21 protein-coding genes are annotated in these 26,656 nt (G+C 74.8%); 9 read left to right on the top strand and 12 right to left on the bottom strand.

Annotated elements, in window-relative coordinates; genetic code table 11:
• Window positions 1-19: 19 nt before the first annotated feature.
• From ACWDBE_RS24915 to ACWDBE_RS24905, 3 genes are all read right to left on the bottom strand, one after another.
• The gene (locus ACWDBE_RS24915) at window positions 20-1,336 is read right to left on the bottom strand and encodes a sensor histidine kinase (protein WP_449809090.1); all 1,317 of its coding nucleotides are present in this window, start codon (window positions 1,334-1,336) and stop codon (window positions 20-22) included.
• Window positions 1,337-1,531: 195 nt separating this feature from the next.
• The gene (locus ACWDBE_RS24910; protein ID WP_449809089.1) at window positions 1,532-2,920 is read right to left on the bottom strand and encodes an FtsX-like permease family protein; all 1,389 of its coding nucleotides are present in this window, start codon (window positions 2,918-2,920) and stop codon (window positions 1,532-1,534) included.
• A gap of 5 nt (window positions 2,921-2,925) precedes the next feature.
• Window positions 2,926-3,690, bottom strand: a complete 765-nt coding sequence (locus ACWDBE_RS24905) for an ABC transporter ATP-binding protein (protein WP_449809110.1) — start codon at window positions 3,688-3,690, stop codon at window positions 2,926-2,928.
• 661 nt (window positions 3,691-4,351) lie between these two features.
• Between ACWDBE_RS24905 and ACWDBE_RS24900 the strand changes: the two genes are divergently transcribed.
• From ACWDBE_RS24900 to ACWDBE_RS24875, 6 genes are all read left to right on the top strand, one after another.
• Complete coding sequence (locus tag ACWDBE_RS24900; protein WP_449809088.1) at window positions 4,352-4,843, top strand: hypothetical protein; 492 nt, start codon at window positions 4,352-4,354, stop codon at window positions 4,841-4,843.
• Between the two features lie 132 nt (window positions 4,844-4,975).
• Entirely contained in the window at window positions 4,976-5,566 is a 591-nt protein-coding gene (locus ACWDBE_RS24895) for a hypothetical protein (protein ID WP_449809087.1), read from the top strand.
• Entirely contained in the window at window positions 5,563-6,120 is a 558-nt protein-coding gene (locus tag ACWDBE_RS24890) for a hypothetical protein (RefSeq protein WP_449809086.1), read from the top strand. The genes ACWDBE_RS24895 and ACWDBE_RS24890 overlap by 4 nt, the downstream gene beginning before the upstream one ends.
• On the top strand, window positions 6,117-7,022 hold the full coding sequence (locus ACWDBE_RS24885; RefSeq protein ID WP_449790219.1) for a ketopantoate reductase family protein: 906 nt from the start codon (window positions 6,117-6,119) through the stop codon (window positions 7,020-7,022). Before ACWDBE_RS24890 ends, ACWDBE_RS24885 begins: the two co-directional genes overlap by 4 nt.
• A 246-nt stretch (window positions 7,023-7,268) precedes the next feature.
• Window positions 7,269-7,664: a hypothetical protein gene (locus ACWDBE_RS24880; protein WP_449790184.1), complete on the top strand. Its 396-nt coding sequence runs from the start codon at window positions 7,269-7,271 to the stop codon at window positions 7,662-7,664.
• A gap of 187 nt (window positions 7,665-7,851) precedes the next feature.
• Window positions 7,852-8,511 carry a thiaminase II/PqqC family protein gene (locus ACWDBE_RS24875; RefSeq protein ID WP_449809085.1) on the top strand — a complete coding sequence of 220 codons (660 nt, stop codon included), beginning with the start codon at window positions 7,852-7,854 and terminating at the stop codon, window positions 8,509-8,511.
• Between the two features lie 27 nt (window positions 8,512-8,538).
• Here the strand turns inward: ACWDBE_RS24875 and ACWDBE_RS24870 are convergent, their stop codons facing one another.
• The 4 genes from ACWDBE_RS24870 to ACWDBE_RS24855 all read right to left on the bottom strand — a co-directional run bounded on the left by ACWDBE_RS24870 (window position 8,539) and on the right by ACWDBE_RS24855 (window position 12,946).
• Complete coding sequence (locus ACWDBE_RS24870) at window positions 8,539-9,072, bottom strand: hypothetical protein (protein WP_449790182.1); 534 nt, start codon at window positions 9,070-9,072, stop codon at window positions 8,539-8,541.
• 884 nt (window positions 9,073-9,956) lie between these two features.
• Complete coding sequence (locus tag ACWDBE_RS24865; protein WP_449809084.1) at window positions 9,957-11,192, bottom strand: styrene monooxygenase/indole monooxygenase family protein; 1,236 nt, start codon at window positions 11,190-11,192, stop codon at window positions 9,957-9,959.
• A 238-nt stretch (window positions 11,193-11,430) separates the two neighbouring features.
• On the bottom strand, window positions 11,431-12,180 hold the full coding sequence (locus tag ACWDBE_RS24860) for a thioesterase II family protein (RefSeq protein WP_449790179.1): 750 nt from the start codon (window positions 12,178-12,180) through the stop codon (window positions 11,431-11,433).
• 139 nt (window positions 12,181-12,319) lie between these two features.
• On the bottom strand, window positions 12,320-12,946 hold the full coding sequence (locus tag ACWDBE_RS24855; protein ID WP_449809083.1) for an AAA family ATPase: 627 nt from the start codon (window positions 12,944-12,946) through the stop codon (window positions 12,320-12,322).
• 182 nt (window positions 12,947-13,128) lie between these two features.
• On the opposite strand from ACWDBE_RS24855, the gene ACWDBE_RS24850 reads away from it, so the two are divergent.
• Together ACWDBE_RS24850 and ACWDBE_RS24845 are read left to right on the top strand one after the other, a co-directional pair.
• Entirely contained in the window at window positions 13,129-14,679 is a 1,551-nt protein-coding gene (locus ACWDBE_RS24850) for an AMP-binding protein (RefSeq protein ID WP_449809082.1), read from the top strand.
• Between the two features lie 165 nt (window positions 14,680-14,844).
• Window positions 14,845-15,027, top strand: a complete 183-nt coding sequence (locus tag ACWDBE_RS24845; protein ID WP_449790176.1) for a hypothetical protein — start codon at window positions 14,845-14,847, stop codon at window positions 15,025-15,027.
• A gap of 64 nt (window positions 15,028-15,091) precedes the next feature.
• Here ACWDBE_RS24845 and ACWDBE_RS24840 read toward each other — a convergent pair whose 3' ends face one another.
• The 3 genes from ACWDBE_RS24840 to ACWDBE_RS24830 all read right to left on the bottom strand — a co-directional run bounded on the left by ACWDBE_RS24840 (window position 15,092) and on the right by ACWDBE_RS24830 (window position 22,477).
• Entirely contained in the window at window positions 15,092-16,078 is a 987-nt protein-coding gene (locus ACWDBE_RS24840; RefSeq protein ID WP_449790175.1) for an ABC transporter ATP-binding protein, read from the bottom strand.
• 238 nt (window positions 16,079-16,316) lie between these two features.
• On the bottom strand, window positions 16,317-19,157 hold the full coding sequence (locus ACWDBE_RS24835) for a hypothetical protein (protein ID WP_449809081.1): 2,841 nt from the start codon (window positions 19,155-19,157) through the stop codon (window positions 16,317-16,319).
• Window positions 19,154-22,477 carry an FtsX-like permease family protein gene (locus tag ACWDBE_RS24830; RefSeq protein WP_449790173.1) on the bottom strand — a complete coding sequence of 1,108 codons (3,324 nt, stop codon included), beginning with the start codon at window positions 22,475-22,477 and terminating at the stop codon, window positions 19,154-19,156. Before ACWDBE_RS24830 ends, ACWDBE_RS24835 begins: the two co-directional genes overlap by 4 nt.
• Before the next feature lie 417 nt (window positions 22,478-22,894).
• Here ACWDBE_RS24830 and ACWDBE_RS24825 point away from each other — a divergent pair, with 417 nt between their 5' ends.
• Window positions 22,895-23,626, top strand: coding sequence for an ABC transporter ATP-binding protein (locus ACWDBE_RS24825; RefSeq protein ID WP_449790172.1), 732 nt, complete (start codon window positions 22,895-22,897; stop codon window positions 23,624-23,626).
• A gap of 368 nt (window positions 23,627-23,994) precedes the next feature.
• On the opposite strand, the gene ACWDBE_RS24820 is transcribed toward ACWDBE_RS24825, so the two are convergent.
• Together ACWDBE_RS24820 and ACWDBE_RS24815 are read right to left on the bottom strand one after the other, a co-directional pair.
• Window positions 23,995-25,614 (bottom strand): alpha/beta hydrolase, encoded by a 1,620-nt coding sequence (locus tag ACWDBE_RS24820; RefSeq protein ID WP_449809080.1) that lies wholly within the window; start codon window positions 25,612-25,614, stop codon window positions 23,995-23,997.
• A 316-nt stretch (window positions 25,615-25,930) separates the two neighbouring features.
• Window positions 25,931-26,536, bottom strand: a complete 606-nt coding sequence (locus tag ACWDBE_RS24815; RefSeq protein WP_449809079.1) for a TetR/AcrR family transcriptional regulator — start codon at window positions 26,534-26,536, stop codon at window positions 25,931-25,933.
• Window positions 26,537-26,656 lie beyond the last annotated feature (120 nt).

Raw genomic sequence — 26,656 nt, 5'->3', positions numbered from 1 at the left:
TCGGGCCCGTGCCCGCCCGTCAGAGCCGGCCGGGCAGGTCGGCGCTGACCACCGTCGGCCCGCCGGCCGGGCTGTCCACCCGCAGCCTTCCGTCCACGGCCGCGAGCCGCTCGGCCAGGCCGGCCAGCCCGGTGCCCGTCCCGATCGCGGCCCCGCCGTGTCCGTCGTCGCGCACGGTCAGCCGGACCCTCCCGTCGGCCGCCGTCACGCTCAGCTCCGCCGACCGCGCGCCGCTGTGCTTGGCCACGTTGGTCAGCAACTCGGCCGCGCAGAAGTAGACGGCCCGCTCGATCACCTCCTCGGGACGCTCCCGCAGGTCCAGCCGGACGTCGACCGGCACCGGCGAGGTGGCGGTCAGACCCGGCAGCGCCTCGGCCAGTCCGCCGTCCAGCGCCACCGGGTGGATGCCCCGGGTCAGCCGACGCAGGCCGGTGATGGTGTCGTCTGCCTGCCCGCGAGCCCGGTCGAGCAGGGTGCGCAGCCGCCCGAGGTCGGGCCCGGCCGCGCCGAGCGGGCCGCTCCTCCCGGGGCCGGCCCGGCCCGCCGCCCCCTCACCCACCGCGGTCTGGCCCACCGCGGTCTCACCCACCGGGCCGTTCCCCAGCGCGTCGTCGGCCAGGGACAGTGTGATGGCGAGCGCGACCAGTTGCGCCTGGGTGCCGTCGTGCAGGTCGCGTTCCAGGCGGCGCAGCCGATCGGTGCTGTCGGCCAGCAGGGTGGCCCGGGCCTCCTCCAGCTGACGCACCCGCTGCTGCGAGCGCACCGGCCCGAGCAGGGTGCGGGCCAGCGTACGGTCCGCCCCGGCGAGCGTTCGCACCACGGCGGGGACGACGGCCAGCACCGCGAGGCCGGCCGGGATCGCACTGAGGTCCAGCAGACCGGTCGACCTCGGGCCCGGCTCCATCATCCGCGCCCAGAGCGGGAAGCCCACCAGCCAGACGCTGCCGAGCGGCAGTCCGACCACGGCGGGGAAGCCGAGCACGCCCAGCGGCAGCCGCAGGAGCAGGTAGAGCAGCGTCCGCCAGGCCGCCGGATCGGTCAGCACCGCCCGGCCCCGGGCGAACGCCCCGGACGGACGCGGCAGCGGCGGCGGTGCGGGCACCTCCTCCCCGAGCAGCCGCCCGACCAGCCACCGGTGCAGCCCGCCGAGCCGCGTCGCCCCGAGCAGCGCGGCGACCACGAAGGGCAGGCCCAGCACGGTGAGCGAGAGCAGCGCACCGGCGTAGAGGACGGCGACCGCGTACACCCCGCCGAGCACCCCGAGCGGCAACCCGAGCACCGCGAAGGCCAGTTCACCGCCGCGCACCGACCGGTACCGCTGCCGCTCAGCCACCATCCACCTCACCACTCACCCGCCGACCGGCCCCCAGCATCCACCAGGAACCACGGGCACCACGGGAACCACCCACTCACCTGCCCTTCCTCGCTCACGACCCACCGGACAGCCGGTCCACCGACACCGTGCCCGGCCCACTTCCCCGGCCCGCCGTGCGCGGCCCGCCGTCGACGCCGCCTGCTACCTCCCCCCGCCTCACCCCCGTTCCCCGCCCGTCGCCTCCACCGCCGAGCCGCCGACCGCCCACAGCCCCGTGCCGACGATCCCCGGAACCGTGAGCACCGCCGCCCCCAGCACCACCCGGGCGCACGCCGCTCCCGGTACGACCGGCGCCGCCGAGCCCGTCACCGCCAGGCTGAACGCCCCCGAGGCCGCGGCCGCCACCGCCGCCCCCAGCAGCACACCGATCGCCGTGGTCAGGACCGCCTCCACGGAGAGCATCCGCAGCAGCTGCCGCCTCGTCGCCCCGACCAGGCGCAGCAGCGCGAACTCGCGGCGCCGGTCGGCGGTGAGCGCCACCAGGGTGTTGACCGTGGAGACCGCCGCGAAGCAGACCAGCAGCCCGAGTTCCATCTCACGCAGCCAGATGTCGCTCGCCTTGGTGACGCTGGTCGCGGCACCCGTCTCCCGGGCGACGTACTCGGCCGTGCTGGTGAGCACCAGCATGGTGCCGGAGAGCCCCACAAGCAGCGCGACCGGCACCACCGCCGAGGAGAGCCGGGCCGCGTAGCCGCGCAGGTTGGCGTCCGCCAGCCAGCCGGTCCTGGGCGCCAGCATCCGCACCGGGGCGCCGAGCACGGCTGCCAGGCCCCGCGCCGCGACCGGCGCCAGCAGTCCGACTGCGACCAGCAGCACCAGCGAGCCGAGCAGCGAGGCCTGCCCCGCCTTGTCCAGCTCTCCGGCCGGTCGGCTCGCCGCCAGTCGCAGCAGCAGCCCACCGCCCGCGAGCACCGCCAGCCCGGCGAGCAGCCGCGGCACTCCCGTCCGCCGTGGCCCGCCGCCCCCGGCCAGCGCGACGGCCGGGGCCGGCCCGGTGATCCGGCGGGCCGCCACGGCGGTGGCCGCCAGGCCGACCAGCAGCGCCACCCCGATGCCGATCAGCGCCGGCACCGGCGCCCCGGGTATACGCAGCCCCGGTGCGGCCATGCCGCGCTCCTGGAGTGCGGCGAGGAACGCCCGGGCGGCGAGGAATCCCACCAGGCCGCCGGGCACGGCCACCAGCAGGACCGTCACCGCCACCTGCGCGCGGACCACCCTGCGCACCTGACGGGGTGTCGCCGCGACGGTACGCAGCAGCGCGAGGTCGCGGTGCTGCTGGCGCAGGGTGAAGCCGAGCGCGTTGACGACCACGAACAGCGCGACCAGGACGGCGATCTCGCCGAACGCCCCGGCGATCAGCACCAGCCCCGGCCCGGGGACCGCCGCCCGCTTCGCCGCGTCCGGCGCCGTGACCTGTGCGGCGACCAGCGAACCGAACAGCGTCACCGCCGCCACCGCCAGGAACAGTGCCGTCCCCAGCCCGGCGAAGGAGGCCGGTCGGCGACGGATCTGCCCCGCCGAGAGACTCAGTACGGGACTGTTCATCGCGCTCACCCTCCCAACCGGCTCAGCCGCTCGCCGACCTGTGCGGCCGTCGGCCTGGTTAGCTCGTCCACCAGCAGGCCGTCGGCCAGCAGCAGCACCCGGTCCGCGTACCCGGCGGCGACCGGGTCGTGGGTGACCATCACGCACGTCTGCCCGTCGGCGTCGACGCCCGCGCGAAGCAGGGCCAGGACGGCCTGCCCGGTGGCACGGTCCAGCGCGCCGGTCGGCTCGTCGGCGAACAGCACCTCCGGCCGGGAGACCAACGCCCTGGCTATCGCCACCCGCTGCTGCTGACCGCCCGACAGCTGCCCGGGCCGCTGCCGCTCGCGCCCGGCCAGCCCGACCCGGGCCAGCGCCTCGCGCACCCGGGCCCGCTCCGGCGGCCGCCCGGCCAGCCGCCCCGGCAGTTCGACGTTCTGCGCGACCGTCATCGCGGACATCAGGTTGAAGGCCTGGAACACGAACCCCACCCGGGTGCGGCGCAGCTCCGCCAGCCGCCGCTCGGGCAGCCCGGACACCTCGGTGTCGCCCCACCGCACGGTGCCCCTGGTGGGGCGGTCCATGCCGGCCAGGCAGTGCAGCAGGGTGGTCTTGCCGGATCCCGACGGCCCCATCACCGCCGTGAACGTCCCCGGTGCGAAGGCTACCGAGACCCCGCGCAGCGCCCGTACCGCCGCCGCGCCGCGCCCGTACTCCCGGTGCAGCCCGGCCGCGCTCAGGGCGGAGCCCGTCACTCCGTCGTGCGCCACCGTGGCGGCGGCTGTCGTCATCCCGTTCATGCCCTCCATCGTGGGCGTCCGGGGCCGGGAGATCGATTGTGCTGGCACCCGAATCCGGGGTTCGGGAAACCGAACCCCGCAGGTGGTGCTAAACCCCCTCGGAGAGGACCTGGCCAGTGCGAGCAGCCGTGCGCGGGCCGCGGCGGGCAGTCGCAGCGCCGGGTCCTTGCCGAGGACCGCCCCGACCAGCGCCGGGGAGCCGAGGTCCACGGCGCGCAGCAACGGGGTCGTCCCGTCGGGCAGCGGACGGTCCGGGTCGGCGCCGTGCTTGACCAGGACGGCGGCGACCTCGTGATCGAAGCCGTCCACAGCCGCCCACAGCAGGGGCAGCCCGTACGTGGTGCGGGCGTCCGAGTCCGCACCGGCGCAGAGCGCCTCCCACACCGCGTCGACGTCCCGCGCCCGGACCACCGCCACAAGGGGCGCGTCCGCCGCCAGTCGTTCGTCCGCCGCCAGTCGTTCGTCCACCGCCATCCGCGCGCTCCCCCTCGCCGCACAGCCGTCGCCTTCCGCACCCTGGACGAGTAGATCCGATGTGGCAGTGAGCGAAGTCTTCTGAGCACGCGGCTGGAGGGCTGACCAGGCCACTTCGGCCAGCCGCTTCGCCGTTAGACTGCAGTGGGTCAACCGAGGCCAGGAACAAGAGGCGCCCATGACGGTCGAGCAACGGTGGCTGTTGGACGAGACTCCCTGGCCCGAGCGAGCCACTCTGGCCTACGGCGAGTTGGTGGAACTGACGACGCCGAATCCACCCATGCAGGAGCTGGGCTGGCTCGGGCCGGAGATCGTGGGCAGCCGCGGTGTGATCATCGGGTGTGTCATCGAGCAGGACGAGCGCGACGGCTACGTCGGACCGTTCTACTCGGTGGAGACCGAGGACGGCAGGCCCTGGGGACTACGGCCAGAGTTCCTTGTCTCCCGGGGAGGGCTTCATCCCGGAATGCCGCCCCGTTATCGCAGCGACCTGCCCGAAAGAACCCGCGTCCGAATCCGCATCGAGTCGGACTCCCCGGGCGAGACGACGGCCGTAGGGGAGATCACCGGGATCTGGTGGACGACATCCCTGGAACCACCGAAGGGCTACACCGTGGAGGTCGGCGAGTACTCCTACTGCGTCACCCCGGGTCAGGCCGAGGTCATCTGACCCGGCGAGAGCCCGCCTGCGGTCACTTCCGGACGCCGTCAGTGGTCGAACGCGATCTGCCCGCCTCTTCCCCCCCCGGCTCTTCCACCCCCCGGCTCCTCGACCGTCCGCCTGACGGGCGATCATGATCAGGTGACCATCGACCTGCTGCCCGGTCGCGGCGTCGGCCTGCCCGCCCCGCTGCCCGAGCTCCGCTTCTGCCTCACCGAGGCGGAGGTGCGCGCGCTGCTGGCCCCGCACGCCGGCCTGCTGCCCGACGGGGTGCGGAGCACCTTCGTCTGCGGCTGCTCCTGGGCGCTGGCCTTCGAGCTGCCCGGGGTGAGCGTCACCATCGGCGCCGACGACCACGACCGCCTCCACTCCGTCACGGTCGGCCGGAACCCGAGCGACGACCGCCCCGCCTGCCCGGTCGGCTACCACGGGATCGACCTGCTGGGTCGGCCGGCGCACGAGCTGGTCGAGGCGCTGCGCGCCGAGGGCCTGCCGGTGCCCGATCCCGGCGGCGGCAACCTCCGCCATGGAGCGCTCTTCCTCCACCGGGCGCCCGGCCCCCGGCGCCTACCGCCCGCCCCGGGTCGCAAGCCGCGCCGCGAGAAGCCGTCCGCCTTCGACTACGCCTCCCTGTCCGCCCCCGCCGAGGAGGGCGCACCCACCGGGCACGAAGCACCCGCAGAGCACGGAGCACCCACCGGGCACCATGCCCCCGCCGGGGCCGCCGGATGATCCCCCACCCGACCGGTACCGCCACCGGTCCGCACGACGCCGCCTTCCTCCCTCGCAGGCAGCTGTCCCCGCGCCCGGCCGAGCGGCCGATCACCGCACCCGTCCCCAAACTCGGCGGCGAGCCTTCTTGGTTGACCGAGCCCACCTGGCCGCTCTCCCCCACCACCGGTGAACCCCTGGTGTTCATCGGGCAGTTCCCCGTCCCGGGCGAGCCGGTCCGGCTGGCGTACCTCTTCCTGGAGGAGGAGGACGAGCTCATGGGCGGCCTCGACCCGGAGCGGGGCGACGGCCTGCTGCTGGTCCAACCCGACGGGCGCATACCGCCCTTCGCGGTGATCGGGCCGCCCGGCACCCGGGGTCGTACGCTCTGGCGCTGCGAACCCGACGGCGAGCGGACCCCGGTCGAGTACCACCTGGACGTGGTGCCGCTGCCGGACGGCGTCGACCGGGCGATGGACCGACGGGCCGACTTCCAGCGCTACCTGCGCAACGAGGGCCCCCTCCATCCACCCGCCCCCACCCACCCATCCATCCATCCACGGGAGTCACCATGACCACCACACCCTTGACCGTCGCCGTCCTCGGACCGGGCGGCGTCGGCGGACTGATCGGCGGGCTGCTCGCCCGCGACGGCCACCGGGTCGTCTGCCTGGCCGGCGAGGCGACCGCAGCCGCCATCGAGCGGGACGGACTGCACGTCCGCAGCGGCCGGTTCGGCGAGTTCACCGCCCGGGTGGAGGCCGCGACCGAGCTGCGCGAGCCGGTCGACGCGGCCTTCGTGACGGTCAAGGAGACGGCGCTGGCCGCCGCGCTCGACCGGATGCCCCCGCAGGTGCTCGGCACCGGGATCGTGGTGCCGCTGCTCAACGGCCTGGACCACATGGCGCTGCTGCGCGAGCGCTACCCGGCCGGACGGGTGGTGGCCGGCACCATCCGGGTCGAGGCCACCCGGACGGCACCCGGGCGGATCGAACACACCAGCCCGTTCGCCACCATCGAACTCGGCGCGACCACCGAACCCGACTCCCCCGTGGCCGAGTTCGCCGAGCAGCTGCGGCACAGCGGGCTGGACGTCGTGCTGCGCGAGGACGAGACGGCGATGCTGTGGAGCAAGCTCTCCTTCCTCGCCCCGTTCGCCCTGCTCACCACCCGTCACGCGAGCGGGATCGGCACCGTGCGCACCGAGCACCGGGCCGAACTCCTCGCCGTGCTGGACGAGATCGCCGCCGTCACCCGGGCGGTCGGCGCGCCGGCGGACGCCCAGACCCTGCTCGCCTCCTTCGACCGCCTTCCCGAGGCGATGAAGTCCTCGATGCAGCGCGACGTGGAGGCCGGCCGACCGACCGAGCTGGACGCCATCGGCGGCGCCGTGCTGCGGGCGGCCGACGCGCACGCGGTGGCCGTCCCGACCATCGCCGGCCTGGTGCGCGACCTGTCCGACTCCGCCGACCGGTAGGACCGGCCCGGGTGTTCACCCCGCGGACGTCTCCCCGGGGTGAACACCCGGCACCCGGCCCCGCCCGCCCTGCCCTACCCCGCCCCGCTCTGCCCCGCCCCGCCCTGCCCTCCCTGCCCTGCCCTGCCCGGACCAACCGACGGGGCACCTCCTCCCCCGAGAGCAAGGACTTTCCCAACAGTTCACACAGCCACCCGGAACCGCCACACGGCATACCGGCGTTGACCCGGTGGGAGGGATACAGACATGACAAGGAAGCCGTACCGCCTGGCCGCCACCGCGCTCGCGCTGCTCCTCGCGGCCCCGCTGTTCACAGCGTGCGACGCCGACCAGGCCCTGGACTGCGGAAAGCGGGCGATCAGCCTCACCGGCGACGTCCAGGACCTCGCGGATTCGGCGGTCAACGTCGGGCAGATCACCGACGACAGCCGCCGCACCCACACCGTCGAGGCCCTGAAGAAGGTCGCCGACGATGCGAAGAAGATCCGCCAGGACAACGGGGGCAAGGCCGACGCGGCCGCCGACCGGCTCTCCAAGGCCGTCAACGACGCCATCGACCGGGTCTCCAAGGGCAAGCAGCCCGACTTCAAGCCGATCACCGACGCCGCCGGCGACATCGGCAAGGCCTGCGCGGACTCCTGACGGACGGAGCACCCGCCCCCACCCACCCGCCGCCACCGACTCACGGCCGCCCACTCGACCGGCTCCCGGCCGGGCGCACCGCCCGGCCGAGGGCGCGTCCCCGCCCCGGGCCCGGCCTGTCGCCGCCGCACGGGCACCGCCGGACGGTAGGAATGGCACCGGACCGAACCGCACCCCGGAGGCACCGGTGAACCACCCGATCCTCGACCAGATCCACGCCCTGCGCGCCGAACTGGCGCCCGGCGACACCGCCCCCGCTCTGGTCACAGCACTCGCCGACGGCACCGCGCCGCGCTCGGCACTGGCCGAACTCGCCGCCCAGCAGCACCGGATCATCCGCTCCGACCGCCGCAGCCTGCTGCTGCTCGCCGGTCGCTGCGCGGACCGGCCGGTCAGCGCCTGGTTCGCCACCATGGCCGAGGGCGAGAGCGCCGCACTACGAACCCTGCCCGACCTCGGCGCCGCCGTCGGCCTCGACCGCCGCGCGCTGGAGTCCCACCCGCCGCTGCCTGGTTGCCAGGCCTACCCCCACTACCTCGCCTGGCTCGCCCTGAACGGCGAGCCCGACGCCGCGGCCGTCGCCCTGGTCGCCAACTTCGCCGCCTGGGGCGGCTACTGCGCCGCCATCGCGCAGGCCCTGCGCCACCAGTACGGGTTCTCCGACGGGGCCTGCGCGTTCTTCGACTTCTTCGCCCGGCCCGCTCCCGAACTGGAGCAGCAGGCCGCCGACGCGCTGGGCCCGGGCCGGCTGGACGAGCCGACCATGGACACCGCACGCGAGTACGGGCTGCTGCTCCAGGGTTACGAGCACCTGTTCTGGGACACCCTGGGCGTCATCGACATCTGAGCGCGGACCGCCCCGGGCCGAGGGGCCTCAGGCCTGCCAGTGCGGCTTCCCGCTGACCATCCGGCAGTAGATCACCCGGCCGCCGGCCTCGTGGGTGCTCTTGCCCAGGTCCGCGTTGCGGCAGAACTGCCCGGCCTCGTAGCAGTTGCCCGCGTTCGAGCGGATCTCGCACCCGGCGCCGGCCCCGGCCGCCGCGGGGGGCTCGGGGTCGGTCGGCGGCTGGGCGGTGGTCACCTTCGGCTGCGGCGCCTTGGTGGCGGGCGCCTGCGAGTGGGCACCGGGCTGGGCCGAAGGCGCCGCGGGCGGGGGCGTGGCCACCGGGGCGGCGGGCGCCGGCTCGGCCGGCGGGGTGCTGACCGGGGCCGGCGCCGCAGGAGCCGCCGGCGGAGTGGTCACCGCGGCCGCGGCCGTGGTAGTTGCCGCGGTCGGCGTGGCCGAGGCCGTGGCGGCGCTGTCGGCCGCCGACGGGTCGCAACCGGTCAGCGCCAGGCCGACGGTGAGGACGAGTCCGGCGAATCCGGCCAGGCCGGCCCGGCGGCGACCGGGTATCCGTGAAGGCATGGGTGGAGAACGCTCCGTTCCGTTTGGATGAGTCGTGCGATTCAAGCAGGAACCGCACACGCACCGTCCACCGAATCCCCACTCGTTGGCAGATCGAGACCTTCCGACCACCGAGCGTCGCCGACCCACCCGGTCCTCGGCCGCCCCACCCGCACACCCCGCCGTCAGCACCGGCCGTCCGTCAGCGCCAGGCCGGCTCTCAGCTTGGCGTTTAACCTCGCAGGTCACCCGACCTGCTGATCGGCGGTTCTTCCCGAGACAGCGGAGGCGGCCGTTCTCCACGCTTCGAGATGTCGAGTCACGAAGCACGAGAGAACGGCCGCTGCCCCGTCCGACCCCGCAGGCTCACCCCCGCCCGGGTCCGACGGAGGTTTCGCAACATCCGCGCGACCGCGGCGAGGCTGTCGCACGGCTTTCCCCGGCCGGGAGTCAAGAGCGGGATCGTGTGGTGCTGGAGATGAGTTTGCTGAGGTTGTGGACGGTGCCGAGGAGCTTGATCTCGGTGTCGACGGCTCGGCGGCCGCGGTAGTCGAGGTGTCGGCCGAACCGCTGGAAGAGCTGCGCGAAGCCCGGTTCGACGAGAGCGCTGCGCTGGCGGTGTTGGGCCCGGCCGGTCGGGGTTGCCCAGGAGGCCGGCCATGGCTTGCTGGCCGGCGGGGGCGGCCTGGCGCTCCGCGGGGTCCTGCCTGGCCAGCCTCGCTGGTGACCGAGACCAGCAGCGGCAGGTGGGTGAGCTCCTCGAAGGAGGCGGCGCTGGCGTATCCGCTGTCAGCGAGCCACAGGAGGATCTCGCCTGGGATGGTCATCACGGCTCCAGGCCAGGACGGGGCTCTCGGCCGCAGCCGGTGGGAGCCCGCAGACGCAGTCCTGGGGAATCCGCAGTGCTAGCCGAGCATGGCGAGGTAGGCGGCCGTCAGGTCGGGGGTGGCCAGCCAGGCGGCGTGGTCGCTGGGTTCGGCGTAGGTGTTGGCGAGCCGGCGGCCGACTTCAGGGTGTTCGGCGGCGGCCGCGAACACGTCCTGGAGGTGGGCCGGAACGGTCAGCATCGCCGCTGTGAACTCCACGCTGTGGCGGGCTTGTTGCTGCCAGAACCGTTCGGCGGTGCGGCACATCCAGTCGGCCGTGTACGGGGCGTCGCCGTGCTCGACGACGGCCTGGCGGTAGGCCTCGGCCGCGCGGGCGGCGTTGTTGGCGCCCTGTCCGGTGATGGGGTCGGTCACCACCACCGCGTCGCCGAGGCCCAGCACGTGGACGGCGTCCACGCCCGAGCCGAGTTCGGCGACCGGGCGGCGGACCACCGGAGTGACCGCGCCGAACAGTCCGGCCCCCGCGTCGGTCGGCTCGGCTTCCGTCCAGAGTTCCGCCTCCCAGGGCAGGTACTCGCCCAACAGCTCGCGGATCCGGGCCAGTTGGACGTCCGGCGGCGGGGCGTCGCCGAACGCGTCCAGCGGGCTGCCGGGCAGCGCCTCCCAGAGCAGGATGTCGCAGGGGCCGGAGAGGGTGAGCGCCGGCTGCAGGTACAGCTCGCCGAGGCCGGGCAGGGCGTTCATCCGGGCCCTCGGCCCGGCGGCCGGGTCCGGCGAGCCGACGCCGTGGGCGTACAGGCAGGACAGTGCCCGCTGCGGCCGGTCGAAGGGCGAGCGGACGGCGTCGCGCTCGAAGATCCCGGACAGGGCGCCGCGCCCGGCCGCGACCACGGTCAACTCGTGCCGTAGGGCCAGTTCCTGCAGTCCGGCGCGGTCCAGCGTGCGGTACTCGACCTCGCCGCCGCGCTCGGCCAGCAGTTCCAGCCAGGCGGCCAGCTTGAGCCGCTGGTCCACCGACTGGGCGGGTTCGTCCAGCGTCATGGTGTACTCCAGCGCCCGCACGCCGGGGGGCGCCGCCAGCACCGCCTGCACCGAGGAGACGGCCGGCGCCTGCTCGGCCCAGAGGTCCAGCCCGGCCGCCGCCTCGATCCGCAGCGCCGGGCCGAACATCGCCTGGGTGGACAGCACCCGGCCGCCGCGCAGCTGCTCCGGGGTGCGCTCGGCGACCAGCGTCACCCGGTACCCGTCCGCCACCAGCCCGAGCGCGAGCTGGAGGCCTGCCTGGCCCGCTCCGACAACGGCGATCCGGCGCACGGTTTCCTCCCGGTGATCCACTGATGGCCTGTCAAGCAGGCACAGTAGTCGAGCGGGCACGCTCCGGTCACCGGTACGGGCACACCGGTTCGAAAGTCGGAGCGGTGTCCGGCGCGGTGTCCGGCGCGGGAGCCGGTACGGGAGTCGGCACGGTGTCCGATCCGCACCGCCGGCCGCTGCCGGCCCCCGCCGCCGTCGCCGTCGCCCGAGCGCCCCGGGTGTGCCCGAGCGGACCGGCTCAGCCGCGCAGGTGCGCGGTGAGCACCTCCACCACGTCCGCGGTCCGGTCGGCCAGGTAGAAGTGCCCGCCGGGGAAGACCCGCAGGTCGAAGGCGCCGGTGGTGTGCCGCTCCCACTCGCCGACCTGGTGGACATCGGCGTTCGGGTCGGACTCCCCGGCCAGGGCGGTGATCGGCAGCGACACGGTCGCATCCGGGGAGCTGTGGTAGGTCTCGATCGCCGTGTAGTCGGCCCGCAGGCTCGGCAGGATCAACTCCCGCAGGGCGGGGACGGCGAGGACCCGCTCGTCCGTGCCGCCGAGCGCGGAGATCTCGGCGAGCAGTTCGTCGTCCGGGAGCTGGTGGATCCTGCTCGTCCGGGCCAGCAGGGGCGCGCGGCAGGCCGAGACGAACAGCCGGTCGGGGCCCTTCACACCGTCACGCTCGAAGCAGCGGGCGGTCTCGAAGGCCACGGCCGCGCCCATGCTGTGCCCGAAGAAGGCGAGCGGCCGGTCCGCCCACTCCCGCAGCTCCCGGGCGAGTTCCTCGGCGAGACCGGCCACCGAGCGGATCGTCGGCTCGGAGATGCGGTTCTGCCGGCCCGGGTACTGGACCGCGAGCACGTCGGCGTGCGGCGCCAGCGCGTTGGCGTACTCCAGGTAGTAGCTGGCCGAGCCGCCCGCGTGCGGGAAGATCACGATCCGGGCGGGCGCGGAGTCGGACGGGTTGAACCTGCGGAACCACGGATTCTCGACGACGGCGCTGGACATGCGGGGTGTGGCCTCTCTCGGTGTCGAACACTGCCGGCCCCAGTCTGGCAGTGCCGGGCACCGCCGCGGGGCCAACCGGCGATCATGGACCCCGGGTAGGCCGGTTCTCGCCCGGGGCGGCCCCGCCCGTGGCCGGTGGTCAGCCGGCGGGCCCGAAGCGCACCGCCTCGGCGCGGGAGCGGGAGACGGCGTCCAGCAGCAGCACGGACGAGGCCTCGGGCGTCGGCATCGGGCCGCCGGAGCGCACGTGCCGGGTGAAGTCGGCCAGCAGCCGTTCCAGGCCCCGACGGTGGCGGGCGAAGACCCGGGTGGAGGCGTGCCGGCCGCGGGCCCGCTGGCCGTCCAGCGCGGTGGCGGCACCGACGTCCAGCAGCACCAGGTGCAGTTCGCGGCCCCGTCGGCTCGCCTCCCGGGCGAGCCAGCGCCGCATCCAGGCACGGCTGCCGCAGTCGTGCACCAGCAGCGGACCACCGCCGCGCACCGAGGAGCGCAGCAGCCGGAAGTGCTCCAGCCGGGCCCAGGGCCGGTACACCGCGTACGGCAGGGCGGCCGGCATCACGGCCTCGCAGGCCTCGTGCACCGTCCGTGGGTCCACGGCCCGGACGGCCACCCCGGACCAGCGCCGCAGCAGCGTGCTCTTCCCGGCCCCGGGCAGCCCGGACACCACCACGACGGCGTCGGCCGGGTAGACGGTGACGAACCCCGCCCCGTCCTCGCCCCGCAGATCGACCACGCCGCGCGGCGCCACGACCGCATCCGCTTCCACCTCGCCGCCCACCAGCCCGAGCCCCCGTTCACGTCCGACCGGGAACCCTAACAACAGCCGCCGACACCGCTCACCCCCGCCCGCGCGCGCCTGTCGGTGCCGGTGGGGCCCCGGTCGCCGCAGTGCATCCGTGGGACCGGCCATCCACTAGGCTGACGCCCCGTCATACAGGAGGAGGGGCCATGGCCGAGGCGGCTCCGACGTACACCGCGCTGGTGCTGGACGGGCTCGCGGGCGATCCCGCCCGGGTGGCGATCCGCTACGGGGACGAGGCGTGGAGCGCGCAGCGCTGCCTGGACCTGGTGCACCGCGTCGCCCGGGCCCTGGAGCGGGCCGGGCTCGGGCGCGGGGACGGCGTGACGGTCCTGGCCGGGAACCGGCCGGAGGCGCTGCTGGTGCGACTGGCCGCGAACCTGCTGGGCTGCCGGGTCGCGCTGCCGTTCCCGGAGTGGCCGGTCGCGGAGCAGGTGGCGCAGGCGCAGTTCGTCGGAACCTCCGCACTGGTCTTCGACCCGGTCCGGTGCGCGGCGGCGGCCGACGGGATCGCGCGGGCCGTGCCCTCGGCCGTCCTACTCGCCCTGGGGCCCTCGCCGCTCGGGCTCGGCACGGACCTGCTGGACCTCGCCGCGGCCTGCTCCCCCGCCCCGCTGGAACCCCGCTACCGACCCGAGGACGTGATGGCGGTGAAGTTCACCGGCGGCACCACCGGGCGCCCGAAGGGGGTGCTGCGCCGCTTCGCGCGCCCGCCGCGCCCGCGGCTGCTGGCCGGCTCGGTGTTCCTGCTGTGCACCCCGCTCTGCCACGGCGGCGGCACCACCGCGGACCTGGCCCTGGCCTCGGGCGGCACCGTGGTGATGCAGGACGGGTTCGACGCCGGGGCCGTACTGGCCGCGGTGGAGCGGCACCGGGTGTCCCGGTTGTTCCTGCCCCCGCACCTGCTGTACCGGCTGCTGGACGATCCGCTGCTGCCCACGACGGACACGGGGAGCCTGCGCCGGGTCGGCTACACCGGCTGCGCGCCCGCGCCACGGCGCCTGGCCGAGGGGACCCGGCGGCTGGGCCGGGTGCTGCACCAGACCTACAGCCTGACGGAGTGCGGGCCGGTCACCCGGCTGAGCCCGGACGAGCACCTGGCACCGCGTCTGCTGACCACCGCCGGCCGCCCGTACCCGGACACCGGGCTGCGCATCCTGGACGAGGACGGCGTCGAGCTGCCGCCGGACCGCACCGGGGAGATCTGCGTGCGGACGCCGACCGCGATGGCCGGCTACTGGCGCGACCCGGAGCTGACCGAGCGGGTGCTCAGGGACGGCTGGCTGCACACCGGCGACCTGGGCAGCCTGGACGCGGCCGGCTATCTGACGGTGGCCGGGCGGCGCGACCCGATGGCGATCGTCGAGGGGCGCCACGTCTTCCCCCGCGAGATCGAGGAGTCGCTGCGCACCCACCCCGAGGTCCGGGAGGCGGTGATGTTCACGACCACCGACCCGGACCGCCTGGAGCGGGTGCACGCCGCCGTCGCGCTGGCGCCCGGCTCGCGGCTGACGGCCGAGCAGCTGCGCCGGTGGGGGCAGGCGCACGGCTTCGGCCGGAGCGCCCCGGACACGCTCCTGCTGCTGCCCGCGATCCCGCTGAACGGCCTCGGGAAACCGGACCTCGACGCCCTGCGGGCCCGGGTGGACGGCGGGACGGGACGGGCGGCCGCCACCACTGGGGCGCGCGACATGGCGTGACGCGCCCTACGAGTGCGTCGAGCGCCCACGTGTGCGGCCTCTCGTGCGCCACCCGGCGGGAAGAACCGTCCGTGGGCACTCGACCGTGCGCCCCGACCTGCCGATACCTCCCCGGCGGCGTCGCGCACGTCGGTGTGGGCCGCACCATCCCCCGGGAGGCACTCCTTGACCTGGCTCCGCGTCCTGACCGCACTGGGCATCCTCGCCGTGGCGGCCAGTGCCCTGATCGTCTTCGCGCTCTGCACCGCCACCTCCCGCGGCGAGCGCGCCGCGCAGGAGGCACCGCCCGACCTCCGTGCGGACGCCGAGGGCAGCGGCCTCTTCCAACGGATGGGCGGCGACGGCTGACCCCCCGGGGAGGCGGCGGCCTCCGCCTCCCGGACACCCGTCCCCGGGCACTGGGCCGTACGGCTCAGTGCCCGGCGAGATCGTCCGGCCGGACCTCGATGTGGTCGGCCGCGAGGTCCACGGCCACCCGGTGCTCCATGCCGAGCGACTCCAGGAACTTGACCGGCAGCTGCACCCGGCCGCCGCGGTCCAGCATCACGTACTCGCGCTCGTTCACCGACTCCTCGCCGTGCTCGTCCGTGACCGTCCGGCGCAGCACCTCGCTGGCGGTCCGTCCGTCCCGGATCGCGACCGTGCGGCGGACCTCGCCCGCGACCATCGGGTCGTGGGTGACGATCACGACGGTGGCGCCGAGTTCCCGGTTGACGGTGCGGAAGGACTCGAAGATCACCCCCGCGGTCTCCGAGTCCAGCTCGCCGGTGGGCTCGTCGGCGAGCAGCACCGGCGGGTTGTTGGCCATGGCCACCGCGATCGCGACCCGCTGCTGCTGGCCGCCGGAGAGTTCGTTGGGCCTGCGGTGGGCGAGGTCCCCGATCTCCAGCGCCTCCAGCAGCTCCGCGACCCGGGCCGCCTGCTGCCTGGCCCCGCCGGCGCCCGAGCGGCGGCCGCGCAGCTGCATCGGCAGGGCGATGTTCTCGGCGGCGGTGAGGAAGGGCAGCAGGTTGCGGGCGGTCTGCTGCCAGATGAAGCCGACCACCTCGCGCCGGTAGCGCAGCCGCTCCTTGACGGACATCTCCAGCAGGTCGCAGCCGGCCACCGTGGCGGTGCCGGCGGTCGGCACGTCCAAGCCGGCGAGGATGGTCAGCAGGGTGGACTTGCCGCTGCCCGAAGCGCCGACCAGGGCGACCAGGTCGCCCTGCCGGATGGTCAGTTCCAGGCCTTGGAGCGCCTGGACCTCGACCCCCTCCGCGCTGAAGATCCGCACCAGCCGGTCGCAGACGATGGCCGCGCCCTCGCCGTGCGCCTTGGGCGCGGCGGCGGCCAGGGCCCGCTGCTGGAGCTCCTGGAGGCTGGGGGTCTCGGCGACCGTCCGCTCCTGGGGAGTGCTCATCACCGCTCGTCTCCTGTCTCGACTGTCCGCTTCATCGCACCGTTCTCCACTGCCCGGACGGTCGGCGCCGCCGTCACGGCCCGTGCACCGCTCCCGGCCACCGGTCGCGGCCTTCCCGCCGCGCCGCCGGCCACCGCCGCTCCCGACCTCACCGCCGCTCCCGACCTCACCGCCGCTCCCGACCTCACCGCCGCTCGCGGCCTCACCGCCGCTCCCGATCGCGCCGCCGTTCCCGGCCTCACTGCCGCTCCCCCGCCCGCAGTTCGGAGGCGATCTGGCGCCGGCCGGCGACCAGCGTCTCCAGCACCACCCCGAGGCAGACCACCAGGGTCAGGCCGGCGGTGGGCAGCAGCACCGGCAGCAGCGCCGGGGCCAGGGTCTCGCCGACCGGGGCGCCGACCAGCGCCGAGAGGTCGAACGCGCCCCCGAGCAGGGCGACCGCCGCGACGGCGGTCAGGCCGCCGCCGACGGCCGCCGCCAGGGTCTGCGGCAGCGCCTCGGCGATGATCAGCGCCAGGCCCTGCCGGGGTCGCAGACCCATGGTGCGCAGCCGGGCGAGCACCGCCGTACGGTCCGGCGCGGCCCGCAGCAGCGTCAGCAGCACGGCCAGCAGGGCGAACCCGGCGGCGGCGAGGCCCGCGTACCAGAACAGCCGTCCGGCGGCGAGCTGCACCGGGTCGTCGGCCAGCTCGGCGGTCTTCTCCCGGCTGCTGTGCACCACGTAGCCGGGCGGCAGGCCGGAGCTGGTCCTTCCCGCCGCCGTGGCCTCGTCGTTGACCAGCTTGGCGATGCCCGACACCTGGGTGCTGCTGCCGATGCCGCGCTCCCGCAGCAGGGCGCGCACCCGGTCCGGGTCGACGTCGCCGACGGCGAACCACTTGTTCACCCTGGTCGCCCGCTTGAGCTCCGGCAGGTGCTCGGTGGCGGGGCCGGCCGGCACCACGACGAAGGGTTTGCCGGGGTCCGGCAGGGCGGGGGTGGCGGTGACGATCCCGGCGACGGTGGTGGTCATCTGGCTGCCGCTGGGCGTGCGCACCTGGGGCGCGCCCCCCGTCAGGCGTTTGGCCAGGTCCTGGCTGAACAGCGCGGGTACCGGGGCGTCCTTGCCGCCCGGGGCGGCGGCCAGCTTGGCCGGGTCGTACCCGCCGACCCCGACGGTGCGGGAGATCTCCGCGTAGGCGCCGGGCTCGACCACCACCAGGATGGCGTCGGTGGTGTCCCGGTCGCCGCCGATGAAGGTGGCCCGCTCCTCGATCCAGGCGCCGGTGGCGGCCCGGAGGCCGGGCAGTTCGCCGGCCTCCTTGGTGAAGGCCTCCGGCAGGTTGGCGTAGACCGGGACGCCGACGGACACGTCGCCGCCGGTGGCGATCCGCCCGGCACGCGTCCGGGAGTGGTCCACCGTGTCGAGCACGGTGGCGCCGAACCCGGTGGCGGTGACGGCGATCAGCAGGGCGAGCAGGGGCAGTACGGAGGGCCGGCGCCGGCCCGAGTCGTCGCGGGCGGCCCGGACCAGGCCGAGGAATCCGACCAGTCCGCGGCCGCGGGCGGCGAGTGCGGCCAGCCAGCCGACCACGACCGGCTCGATCCGGGCCAGCAGCAGGCCGCCGGAGACGGCGAGCAGCAGCGGGGCGGCCACCAGCAGCGGGTCCACCCCGCCGCCCGGGTGACCGACACCGCGCCGGCGGACCTCGGCCACGGCCGCGGCGGTGACGGCGAGCACGGCGAGCTCGCCGACCATCCGGCGCCGACCGCCGGCGGCCCGCGGGCGGCGCCAGAGCAGCGCGGCCCGGGCCGGGAAGGCCAGGATCGCGAGCAGGGTCACGGCGAGCGCCACGAGCACCGGTTCGACCCACCGCGGGGTCGGCAGCAGCACCAGCGCGAGGGCCGTCCCGAGCACGGCGGCGGGCAGGACCGTCACCGTGCCCTCGCCGAGCAGCCGCAGCAGCACTCCGCTGCGCGAGCCGCCGCGGGCCTGGAGCAGCCGGATCTCGGCGGTGCGCCGGTCGGTGCTGAGCGCCGCGGCCAGACAGAGCACCACGACCGCGACGCCGGCGACGCCGGCCGGGCCGATGGCGCCCAGCGGGGCCGCGGCCTGGTAGCGGTCGGTGGCCCGGGACAGGACGTCCGGCATCAGCGAGGTGGCGTGCAGGTCGGCCCGGAGGGTGGTGTCGATCAGGCTGGTCATGCCGGGGCCGGCCGTGTACGAGCCGATGGCCTGACGGGTCCGGTCGAGCTGGTCGGCGCGCAGCGAGCCGGCGTCGACGGGCAGCCGCCAGAAGTTCTGGCCGACCGAACCCCAGCGGCTCAGCGCGGTCAGGCTGCCGCCGTCGACGAAGCCGCTGGTCCAGTACCACGCTTCGTCGCCCTTGAGGCCCAGGCAGGCCCTGGCCGGGCAGCCGAGCCCCTCCCAGAACGGGTCCTGGGGGTCGTTGACCCGGTAGAGGCCGGTCACGGTGCTGCGCAGCGGGACGGGCCCGTCGGTGCCGCTCTCGATGACGTCGCCGATCTTGATGCCGATGGCCTCGGCGGCCTGCTGGCTCAGCACGATCGGCAGCGGGCCGTCGGCCGGGGCAGGGCCCGGCCAGGTGCCCGCGGTCAGGGTCACCCGGTCGGCGAGGCCGTGCAGGTAGAACAGGCCGAGCACCGGGTTGGCGTTCGGGGAGAAGCGGGTGTACCCGGGGTTGAAGATCGAGCGCTCGTTCTTCACCCGGGTGCCGAAGACCCGGCCGACCGGGCTCAGCGGCAACCGCCGTCCGATCTGGGCGTCGAGCTTCTGCTGCAGGGTCTCCAGCTCGGTGGCGGTGTCGCCGGGGGCCGTCCCCGAGGTGACCTCCAGGTTGGTCACGTTGGCGCCCAGGCTGCGCGTGAACTGCTGGAGCGCGGTGTCCGCGCCCCGGTCCGCGAGGCGCGGGAACGCGGCCGCCAGGAAGACGGTGACGAAGGCGAGGGCCGCGGTCAGCAGCGCGGCCAGCGGCATCGCGCGCAGCCGGGTGCGGACCCAGGGCGCGGGCCGGGGAGCGCGCGCGGGTGCGGGCGCCGGCGCGGGGGTGGGCGCGGTGGTGCCGGCCTTGGTGGTCACATCTCCTCCACGTGGCGCAGCCGGGCGGCCACGTCTCGACGCCGGCGCCCGATCAGGAAGGCCGACAGCAGCGGGACGACGGCGATCGCGGCCGCGAACAGCAGCGCCTGACCGTACGGCAGCTCGACCACGGCCTCGGGCACCGGGCGGCGGGCGGCCGGGGTCAGCACCACGAAGGGCACGATCAGCCGGACGAGCAGGGCGCCCAGGGCGAGTCCGACGATGCCGCCGAGGCCGACCAGCACCGCGTTCTCGATGGCGGCGGTGCGGGCGACCTGCTTGCGCGGGGCACCCAGGGCGAGCAGCAGCGCGGAGTCGCGGGAGCGCTCGTGGGCGGAGCCGGCCACGGCGGCGGCGAAGCCGATCGCGGCGAGCACGGCGGTGGCGATCGCGATGGCCATCAGCGCGCTCTGCGGCGCGGCGCCGACCGGGTCGCCGAGGAGGCCCTCGGAGACCTCGTCGTAGAGCGCGAGGTCCTGACTGCCGGGGGCGCCGCGCAGGGCGGCGGCGGCCTCGGCCGGGGCGCGGTCGCCCGGCCCGGCGGCGGGCAGCCACCACTCGGTGCGGGTCGGCAGGTTGCGGTCCTGGGCGGACAGCATCCGGGCGACCGAGTCGAGGTCCAGCACCAGCGCCCGACGGCCGGCCACCGGCACGGCCTCGACGGCGCCGGTCACCTTGACCGGGACGACGACCCCGCTGAACGGGACCTGGAGGGTGTCGCCGACCGAGGCCCCGAGGGCCTTCAGGTAGTCGCGGGTGGCGACGCCGTTGAGGGCGGTGGGCAGGGCGGCGCCGGCCGGGCTCAGCACGGCGCGCACGGAGTCGCCGATGCCGCGGCCGGACTGGTAGCGCACCGTGAACAGGCTGTCTGCGGTGGCCGCTTCGGAGGCGAGCTCGGCCTTCGGGGAGCTGTTGACACCGGGGCGGGGCGCCGGGGGCTTGAGGGTCCACCCGGTACCGGCCGGCACCGGGACGGCGGTCGACGGGCCGTCGGCCGTCTCCGAGACGGCCAGGTTCCGTACGGTGACCTCGCCCGTGCTGCGGTCGCCGAAGCCGACGGTCGCGCCGACCACGGTCAGCGGGGCGGCGACCGAGCCCACCGGGGCGTCGACCAGCGCGCCGAGCGGGATCGAGGCGCGGACCCGGCCGTTCAGCGGGAGCTCGCCGAACGGGACCTTGTGGACCAGGCCGAAACGGTCGCGCAGCAGCAGCCGGACCTCTGGGTGGACCGGGCTGCCGGACCAGGAGGACCCCAGATCCTGCTGGTTCACCGCGATGTCGGCGTCGATCCGCAGCGGGTGGCCGGGCAGCGGGATGGCGGAGGCGGGGGCGGGAGTGGCGAGCGTGCCGAAGACCTCCGCGCCGCTGTGGCCGTCGAGCAGGTCGGAGCGGAGCGGGACGCGTGAGGCGAAGGCCGCGGAGTCCACGGCCAGCAGCTCGCCGGCGCCGCCCTGCATCGGCTGCTCGTCGCGCACCACCGGGACCAGCCGGTCGCCGCCGGGCAGGCTGCCGTAGCGGCCGCCCTGGCCCATCTGGGCGTTGTGCGAGCCGGAGATGCGCAGTCCGCCCGACGTGGCGAAGACGGCCTGGTCACGCTGGGAGGCCGTCCAGGTGGCGTGCTGACCGAGCGCCAGCACGCCGGTGGCCACGGCCATCACGAGCAGCAGGACGGGACCGGTGGCGCGGCCGGGCCGGCGGGCCAGCTGCCAGCCGACCATGGCGGGGCCGAGGCCCTTGCCCCGGGCCGCCGCGCGGGCGCCGAACCGGGCGACGAACGGGAGCAGCCGCAGCACCACGAGGGTGCCGGCGCACAGGGCGAGCGTCGGGGTGGCGACCAGCAGCAGGTCCACGTCGAGCCGGCCGCTGGAGTCGGCGGACAGCCCGCCACCGTACTGGTCGAGCTGCTGGTAGGCGAGCACGGCCAGGGCCAGCACGGCGAGGTCGCCGCCGTTGCGGGCGACGCCGGAGACCAGGGCCTGCCGGCGGCCGGCCCGGCGGCGCAGGGCGGCACCGACGCCACGCACCACGCTGGGCACGGTGGCCAGCAGGATGCAGGCGAACGCGCAGGCCGCGGCCACCGGCCAGAGCGACCAGCTGATGCCGGTGTCCAGGGCGACCTGGTGGGAGCTGCCGAGGCCGCCCAGCGCGCGGACCAGGGCCGGGGTGAGCAGCGGCGCGAACGCGGCCGCGGGCAGGGCCAGCAGCAGCGACTCCAGGGCGGTGAAGGAGCCGAGCCGGAGGGCCGAGGCGCCGCGCGCGGCGAGCACCTCGTTCTCGGACTCCTGCCGCGCGGAGATCAGGTGGACGACCAGCAGCAGGGCCGCCGCGGCGAGCACCGCCAGTTGGAGGGCGCCGATCAGCAGGGTGGACCGGGCGACCACCATGCTGTCGGACAACTCGTGCATGATGTCGGGAAGTTCGGTCTTCGCGCCGAGGGAGGCGGCGGTCCGCAGCTCCCCGCCGAGGCTCTGGGCGCGGTCCCCGAGGGCCTGCGCGGCGGCCCGGTCGATGCCGGAGAAGTCGGCGTCCAGCGACCAGCTGCGGCCGCTCTGGACCAGGCCGGCCGTGGTGAAGGCGCTCTGGTCGACCATCATCGGGCCGTAGGTGGTGAAGCCGCCGACCTCGATCTCGTGGCCGCCGACCGGGTCGATCCGCCAGTACGGGGCGGTCGGGTCGGTGGCCCGGTAGACGCCGGTGACCCGGACGGTCAGCGGCGTGCTGTCGGCCCGGTCGACGAGCCGGACCTCGGCGGGCAGGGCCTGCTCGGCCAGGCCGAACCGGTGCAGCAGGCTCAGTGGGACGGCGACCTCCGGCGCGGTGGACCGGACCGGGCCGGTCGCGGCGCCCGGCCAGGTGCCGGCCAGCAGTTGGACCCGACCGCGGTCGAGGTCGGCGAGGACCGTGAGGTCGAGCTGGGCGCCGGGGGCGCCGGAGGCGGTGCCGCTCGGTGCGGCGCCGCTCGCCACCGTGCTGTTCGCCGGGGTGCCGTTCGCCGGGGTGCCGTTCGCCGGCAGGCTGTAGGAGCGGCTGCGCGTCACGCTGTCGGTGTGCACGGGCAGGTCACCGAAGAGCTTCTGCCGGTAGGCGGCGAGCGCCGCCTCGTCCTTCGCCCGCTGGTCCAGGCCGTGCTCACCGGTGACCGCCACCGTCGTCCGGGCGTGACCGGGCCCCTGGAGCGCCTGCCGCAGGCCTGCCTCACCGACACTGCTGTTGAAGGCCACCAAGGCGGTCAGCACGGACGTGGTGATCAGCACCGCCAGCAGGACGGCGGCAGCCAACGGCAGTCGCCCGCGCAGTCGGCGCACGACGAAGCCGAGCATCAAGTTCCTCCCCCGGATTCACATCCCCGGTTGCACCTCCGGGCTCCGCCCATCGATCCGGTCCGAGTACAAATCGGCCACAGATGGACACTTCGCGAGCACACCGGCGCATTGACCACCGGCAATGGGTCGCCGGATAGCGGACGATGCTGTCAGATTCGATCCAGGAACGGAAGGGACTTGCGCGAATCAAGTTTGAGGTGAGCAAATTCCGTTCATTGGTAACATCCCGGCCGGGGATGCCCCCGGTTGAATGCCATGCACACTTCACAAATTCGGCCTCGGCGCGCTCCTTCGGCCCGGAACACCGGCTTCCCGGATGTGCCGCCCGGAACGTGAACGCCGGAACAGTCATATCCGTAGAACCGGACGGGACCCGGACGCGACCGGGCCGCCACTCCCACAGGGGGACGCCGCATGACGCACCACCAGGCCGCCACCGCCGACACCGCCACCCAGCCGATGGTGGCCGTGACCGACCTCCGCCGGAGCTTCGGCAGCGGCGAGCGGGCCGTGCACGCCCTGCGGGGCGTCTCGTTCACCGTCGGCCGCGGCGAACTCACCGCGCTCAAGGGCCGGTCGGGCTCCGGCAAGACCACCCTGCTCAACCTGGTCGGCGGCCTGGACACACCGACCGGAGGCAGCATCGCGCTGGACGGCATCGACCTCGCCGGGCTGGACGAGGACGGCCGGCTCGCCCTGCGGCGGGAGCGGATCGGCTTCGTCTTCCAGTCCTTCGGGCTGATACCGATGCTCACCGCCGCCGAGAACGTCGGCGTGCCCATGCGGCTGCGCAAGACCCCCGCCGCCGAGCGCGAGGAGCGCGCGCACACCCTGCTCGCCCTGGTCGGCCTGGCCGACCACGCCAACCAGCGCCCCGGCGAACTCTCCGGCGGCCAGCAGCAGCGCGTGGCCATCGCCCGCGCGCTGGCCAACGAGCCCAGCCTGATCATCGCCGACGAGCCGACCGGGCAGCTGGACTCGGAGACCGGCCGCGCGATCATGGAGCTGCTGCGCGCGGTGGTGCGCAGCGAGGGCGTCACCGTGCTGGTCGCCACCCACGACCCGACGCTGATGGGGCTCGCCGACCGGGTGATCGAGGTCCGGGACGGACGGGTCGTCGAGGAGGGGGCGGAGCAGGCCGCCTAGCGGAGCGGGCAGTTCGGCCCCGGCGGGTCACGGGGCCCACGGGCACGGGCGTGGGGATGCGGGGTGCGACCCCACGCCCGGTCGGATCGATGGCAATTCGGTGCGACCGAGCGTCATTCCTACTGGTCAATCGGCGGTCTGGCCTTCGACACCGCAGCGGAACCCGATTGTCAGTGGCATGGGCTACGGTCATCGACGACTCACGGGAAATCCGCTCCGCCGGAGGTTCGATGACGATCCACCACCGCATTCCGCGGACCTTCCGCACCCTCCGGGAAATCGCCGGAAAAGCAGGGTCGTGGTGGCCGGCAGCACCGCCGACCACCACGACCGTCAAGCCGCCCCCACGGTCACCGGGGGCCGTTCCGTCAGGCCGCCGGGAAGATCTCCGCGTCCGGCTTCAGCAGCTGGCCGGCGGCCGGCGCGGTGCCGTCCACCAGGTAGCGGGTGACGAGCTGGTTCAGCGCCTTGCTGCGGCCCACGGCACAGTGCTCGATCGAGTCGACACTGACCAGCACGGCGTTGCCCAGCTCCTGCTGCATCCGCTGGGCGAACTTGTACTGGGTGGCCGGGTCGTAGAGGTTGCCGATCACCATCACGGTGTTGGAGGTCTTCTTGTTCCACGGGCCGGAGAAGCGCTCGGCGTCCCGGGCCGGGGCCGGCCAGCTCGCGCACGCCGGCGCGTCGAAGGCCTGGTAGCGGCCGAAGGTCGGCATGTCCTTCTCCCACGCCTTGGCCGCGGTCGCGAACACCCGGTCGTTGGAGGGGTACGGCTTGTCCTGGCAGTTGACGGCCAGGTAGGAGTCGTCCGCGGTGTACTCGGAGTCCACCGGGGCCTCCCGCAGCGCCGTCCGCGGGACCTCCACCGAGAGCAGCTTGGCGTCCTCGTCCGAGACGTTCGCCTGCGGGGCCAGCAGCGCGGCCGCGGCCGGCTTCTGGAACTGCTGGTAGGTCGCCTGGAGCGACTTGGCCAGCGGGGCCAGCTTGGCCTGCGAGTACAGGGCGCTGGCCACCTCGCCGGTGAAGCTGCTCAGCGTCACCTTGGCGCCGCCCGGCAGCGTGATCGGGCTGGTCCGCAGGTGGTCCCGGAGCTGGTCGAACTTGGCCCTGGTGTCGCCGTCGCCGAAGGCGCAGCGCGGGGCGCCGGCGGCCTGGCAGCGCTTGAGGAACTCGTCCAGGGCGATCTCGAAGCCGTTCGCCCGCTGGCGGTCGTACTCCATGCCGTTGTGCAGGCGCAGGTTCGGGTCGACGTTGCCGTCGACGATGATCGCGCGGACCTTGTTCGGGTACATGTTGGCGTACGTCGACCCGATCAGGGTGCCGTAGGAGAACCCGGCGAAGGTGAGCTGGGAGTCACCGACGGCGCGGCGCATCCGGTCGAGGTCGCGCACGACGTTGATGGTCGACATGTGCTCGATCAGCGGGCCGGCGTTCTTGCTGCACGCGTCGCTGTAGTCCTGGTCCGCGTCCAGCGTCTCGTCGATCTCGGCCTTGGTGACGGGCACGCCGATCATGCGGTTGGTGACCGCGTCGGCGTCCTCCTGGGTCTTGAAGCACTTGAGCGGGTTGCTCCGAGCCACGCCGCGCGGGTCGAAGCCGACCAGGTCGAACTTGGACTGCACCTCTGCGCCGAAGCGGGTGGTCGTCGCCCACAGGTAGCCACTGCCGCCCGGGCCACCGGGGTTGAGGAACAGCGAACCGATCCGCTTCGACGGGTCGCTCGCCCGCCGCCGCATCATGGCGATGCCGACCTTCTCACCCGAGGGGTTGTCGTAGTCCAGCGGCACGGGGTAGACGGCGCAGTCGTAGATGCCGGGGTCCGGCTTGCTCGGGTCGGGGTTGCACGGCGTCCAGGCGACGGGGTCGACCTTCGCCTCGGCCAGGCCGGGGGCCTGGTCGAAGGGCGCGGCCGACGCGGCGACGGCGGTGCCGGTGACAAGTGCGAGGGCGCAGGTGACCGCTCCGGCCAACGTGGATATGCGGGACAAGGAACCTCCTCGGTACTGAAAAGGGCGGCCCCAGCCTGTCAGCCGGAGATCTCCGTGGGAAGACCTGCGGGCGGCGTAATTCATCTAACCGAGAGGCACCACATCACGAAACATTCTGTGAATGAACCAACTTGACGGTTGATTGACTTGATGCCCGGTCATCCCGAGTCGCCGATCGGCCGTCGACCGTCCGGGTTCGGCGAAGGCAGGCCGGGCCACCCCGGACGATTCCCCGCGCGCCCCGCCCCCCGGGAGCACCACTTTTGTGTGGCCGTCCGGGAGTTCGCGGTCGAGCCGCACCGGTACCGCCCGGCACTCAGCTCGCGGGCGCTCCCCGCAGGGCGGCCGCCACCAGCCCCTGGATCGCGTCGGCACCGGGCCCGCCGCCGCCCACCAGGTGCTCGAAGACCAGGCCGTCGACGCAGGCCAGCAGCGTGGTGGTCCGACCGTCGGGGTCACCCACGCCCCGAGCGGCGAGGAAGGCGCGGACGGCGGCGCGCCCGGCGTTCTCGCGCGGGACGAGGATCTCGCGCAGCTCGGGGTCGCGCACGCTCTCCACCGCGCAGGCGTACCGGGCGAGCGAGCGCCGCCGACCGTCGCCGGACAACCTTTGCCGCATCAACTCGGCGATCCCCTCGGCCAGTTCCGCCTCCGACCGGACCGGCACCCGCTCCCCCATGGTGTGCAGCTCGCCCTGGTCCAGCTCCACCAGCCGCCGTACCAGCGCGGTGAGCAGCGCCTGCCTGGTCCGCAGGTAGGCCGAGGTGGTTCCGACCGGCAGCCCGGCCGCCGCGTCGACCGCCCGGTGGGTGAGTCCGCGCACGCCGAGGTCCGCCAGCACCCCGATCGCGGCGTCGGCCAACACCGTCCGCCGGTCCGGCCGCCCCGCATCGTCCCGCTTCTGGTCCTCGTTTCGCCACATCCCCCCTTTCTACCGGGCCCGTCACGCCCGTCGCGCACCCCCTCGGGCCGGACCGGCCCACGGCCCCCGACCGTCGTGCCCAGCCCGGCACACCCCCGCTCGCCCGCCGACGGCCTCGTA

This window comes from Kitasatospora sp. NPDC001132 (assembly GCF_053598415.1).
Note: the sequence above shows the minus strand (reverse complement) of the source record. Positions and strands in the feature narration are given on the sequence as shown.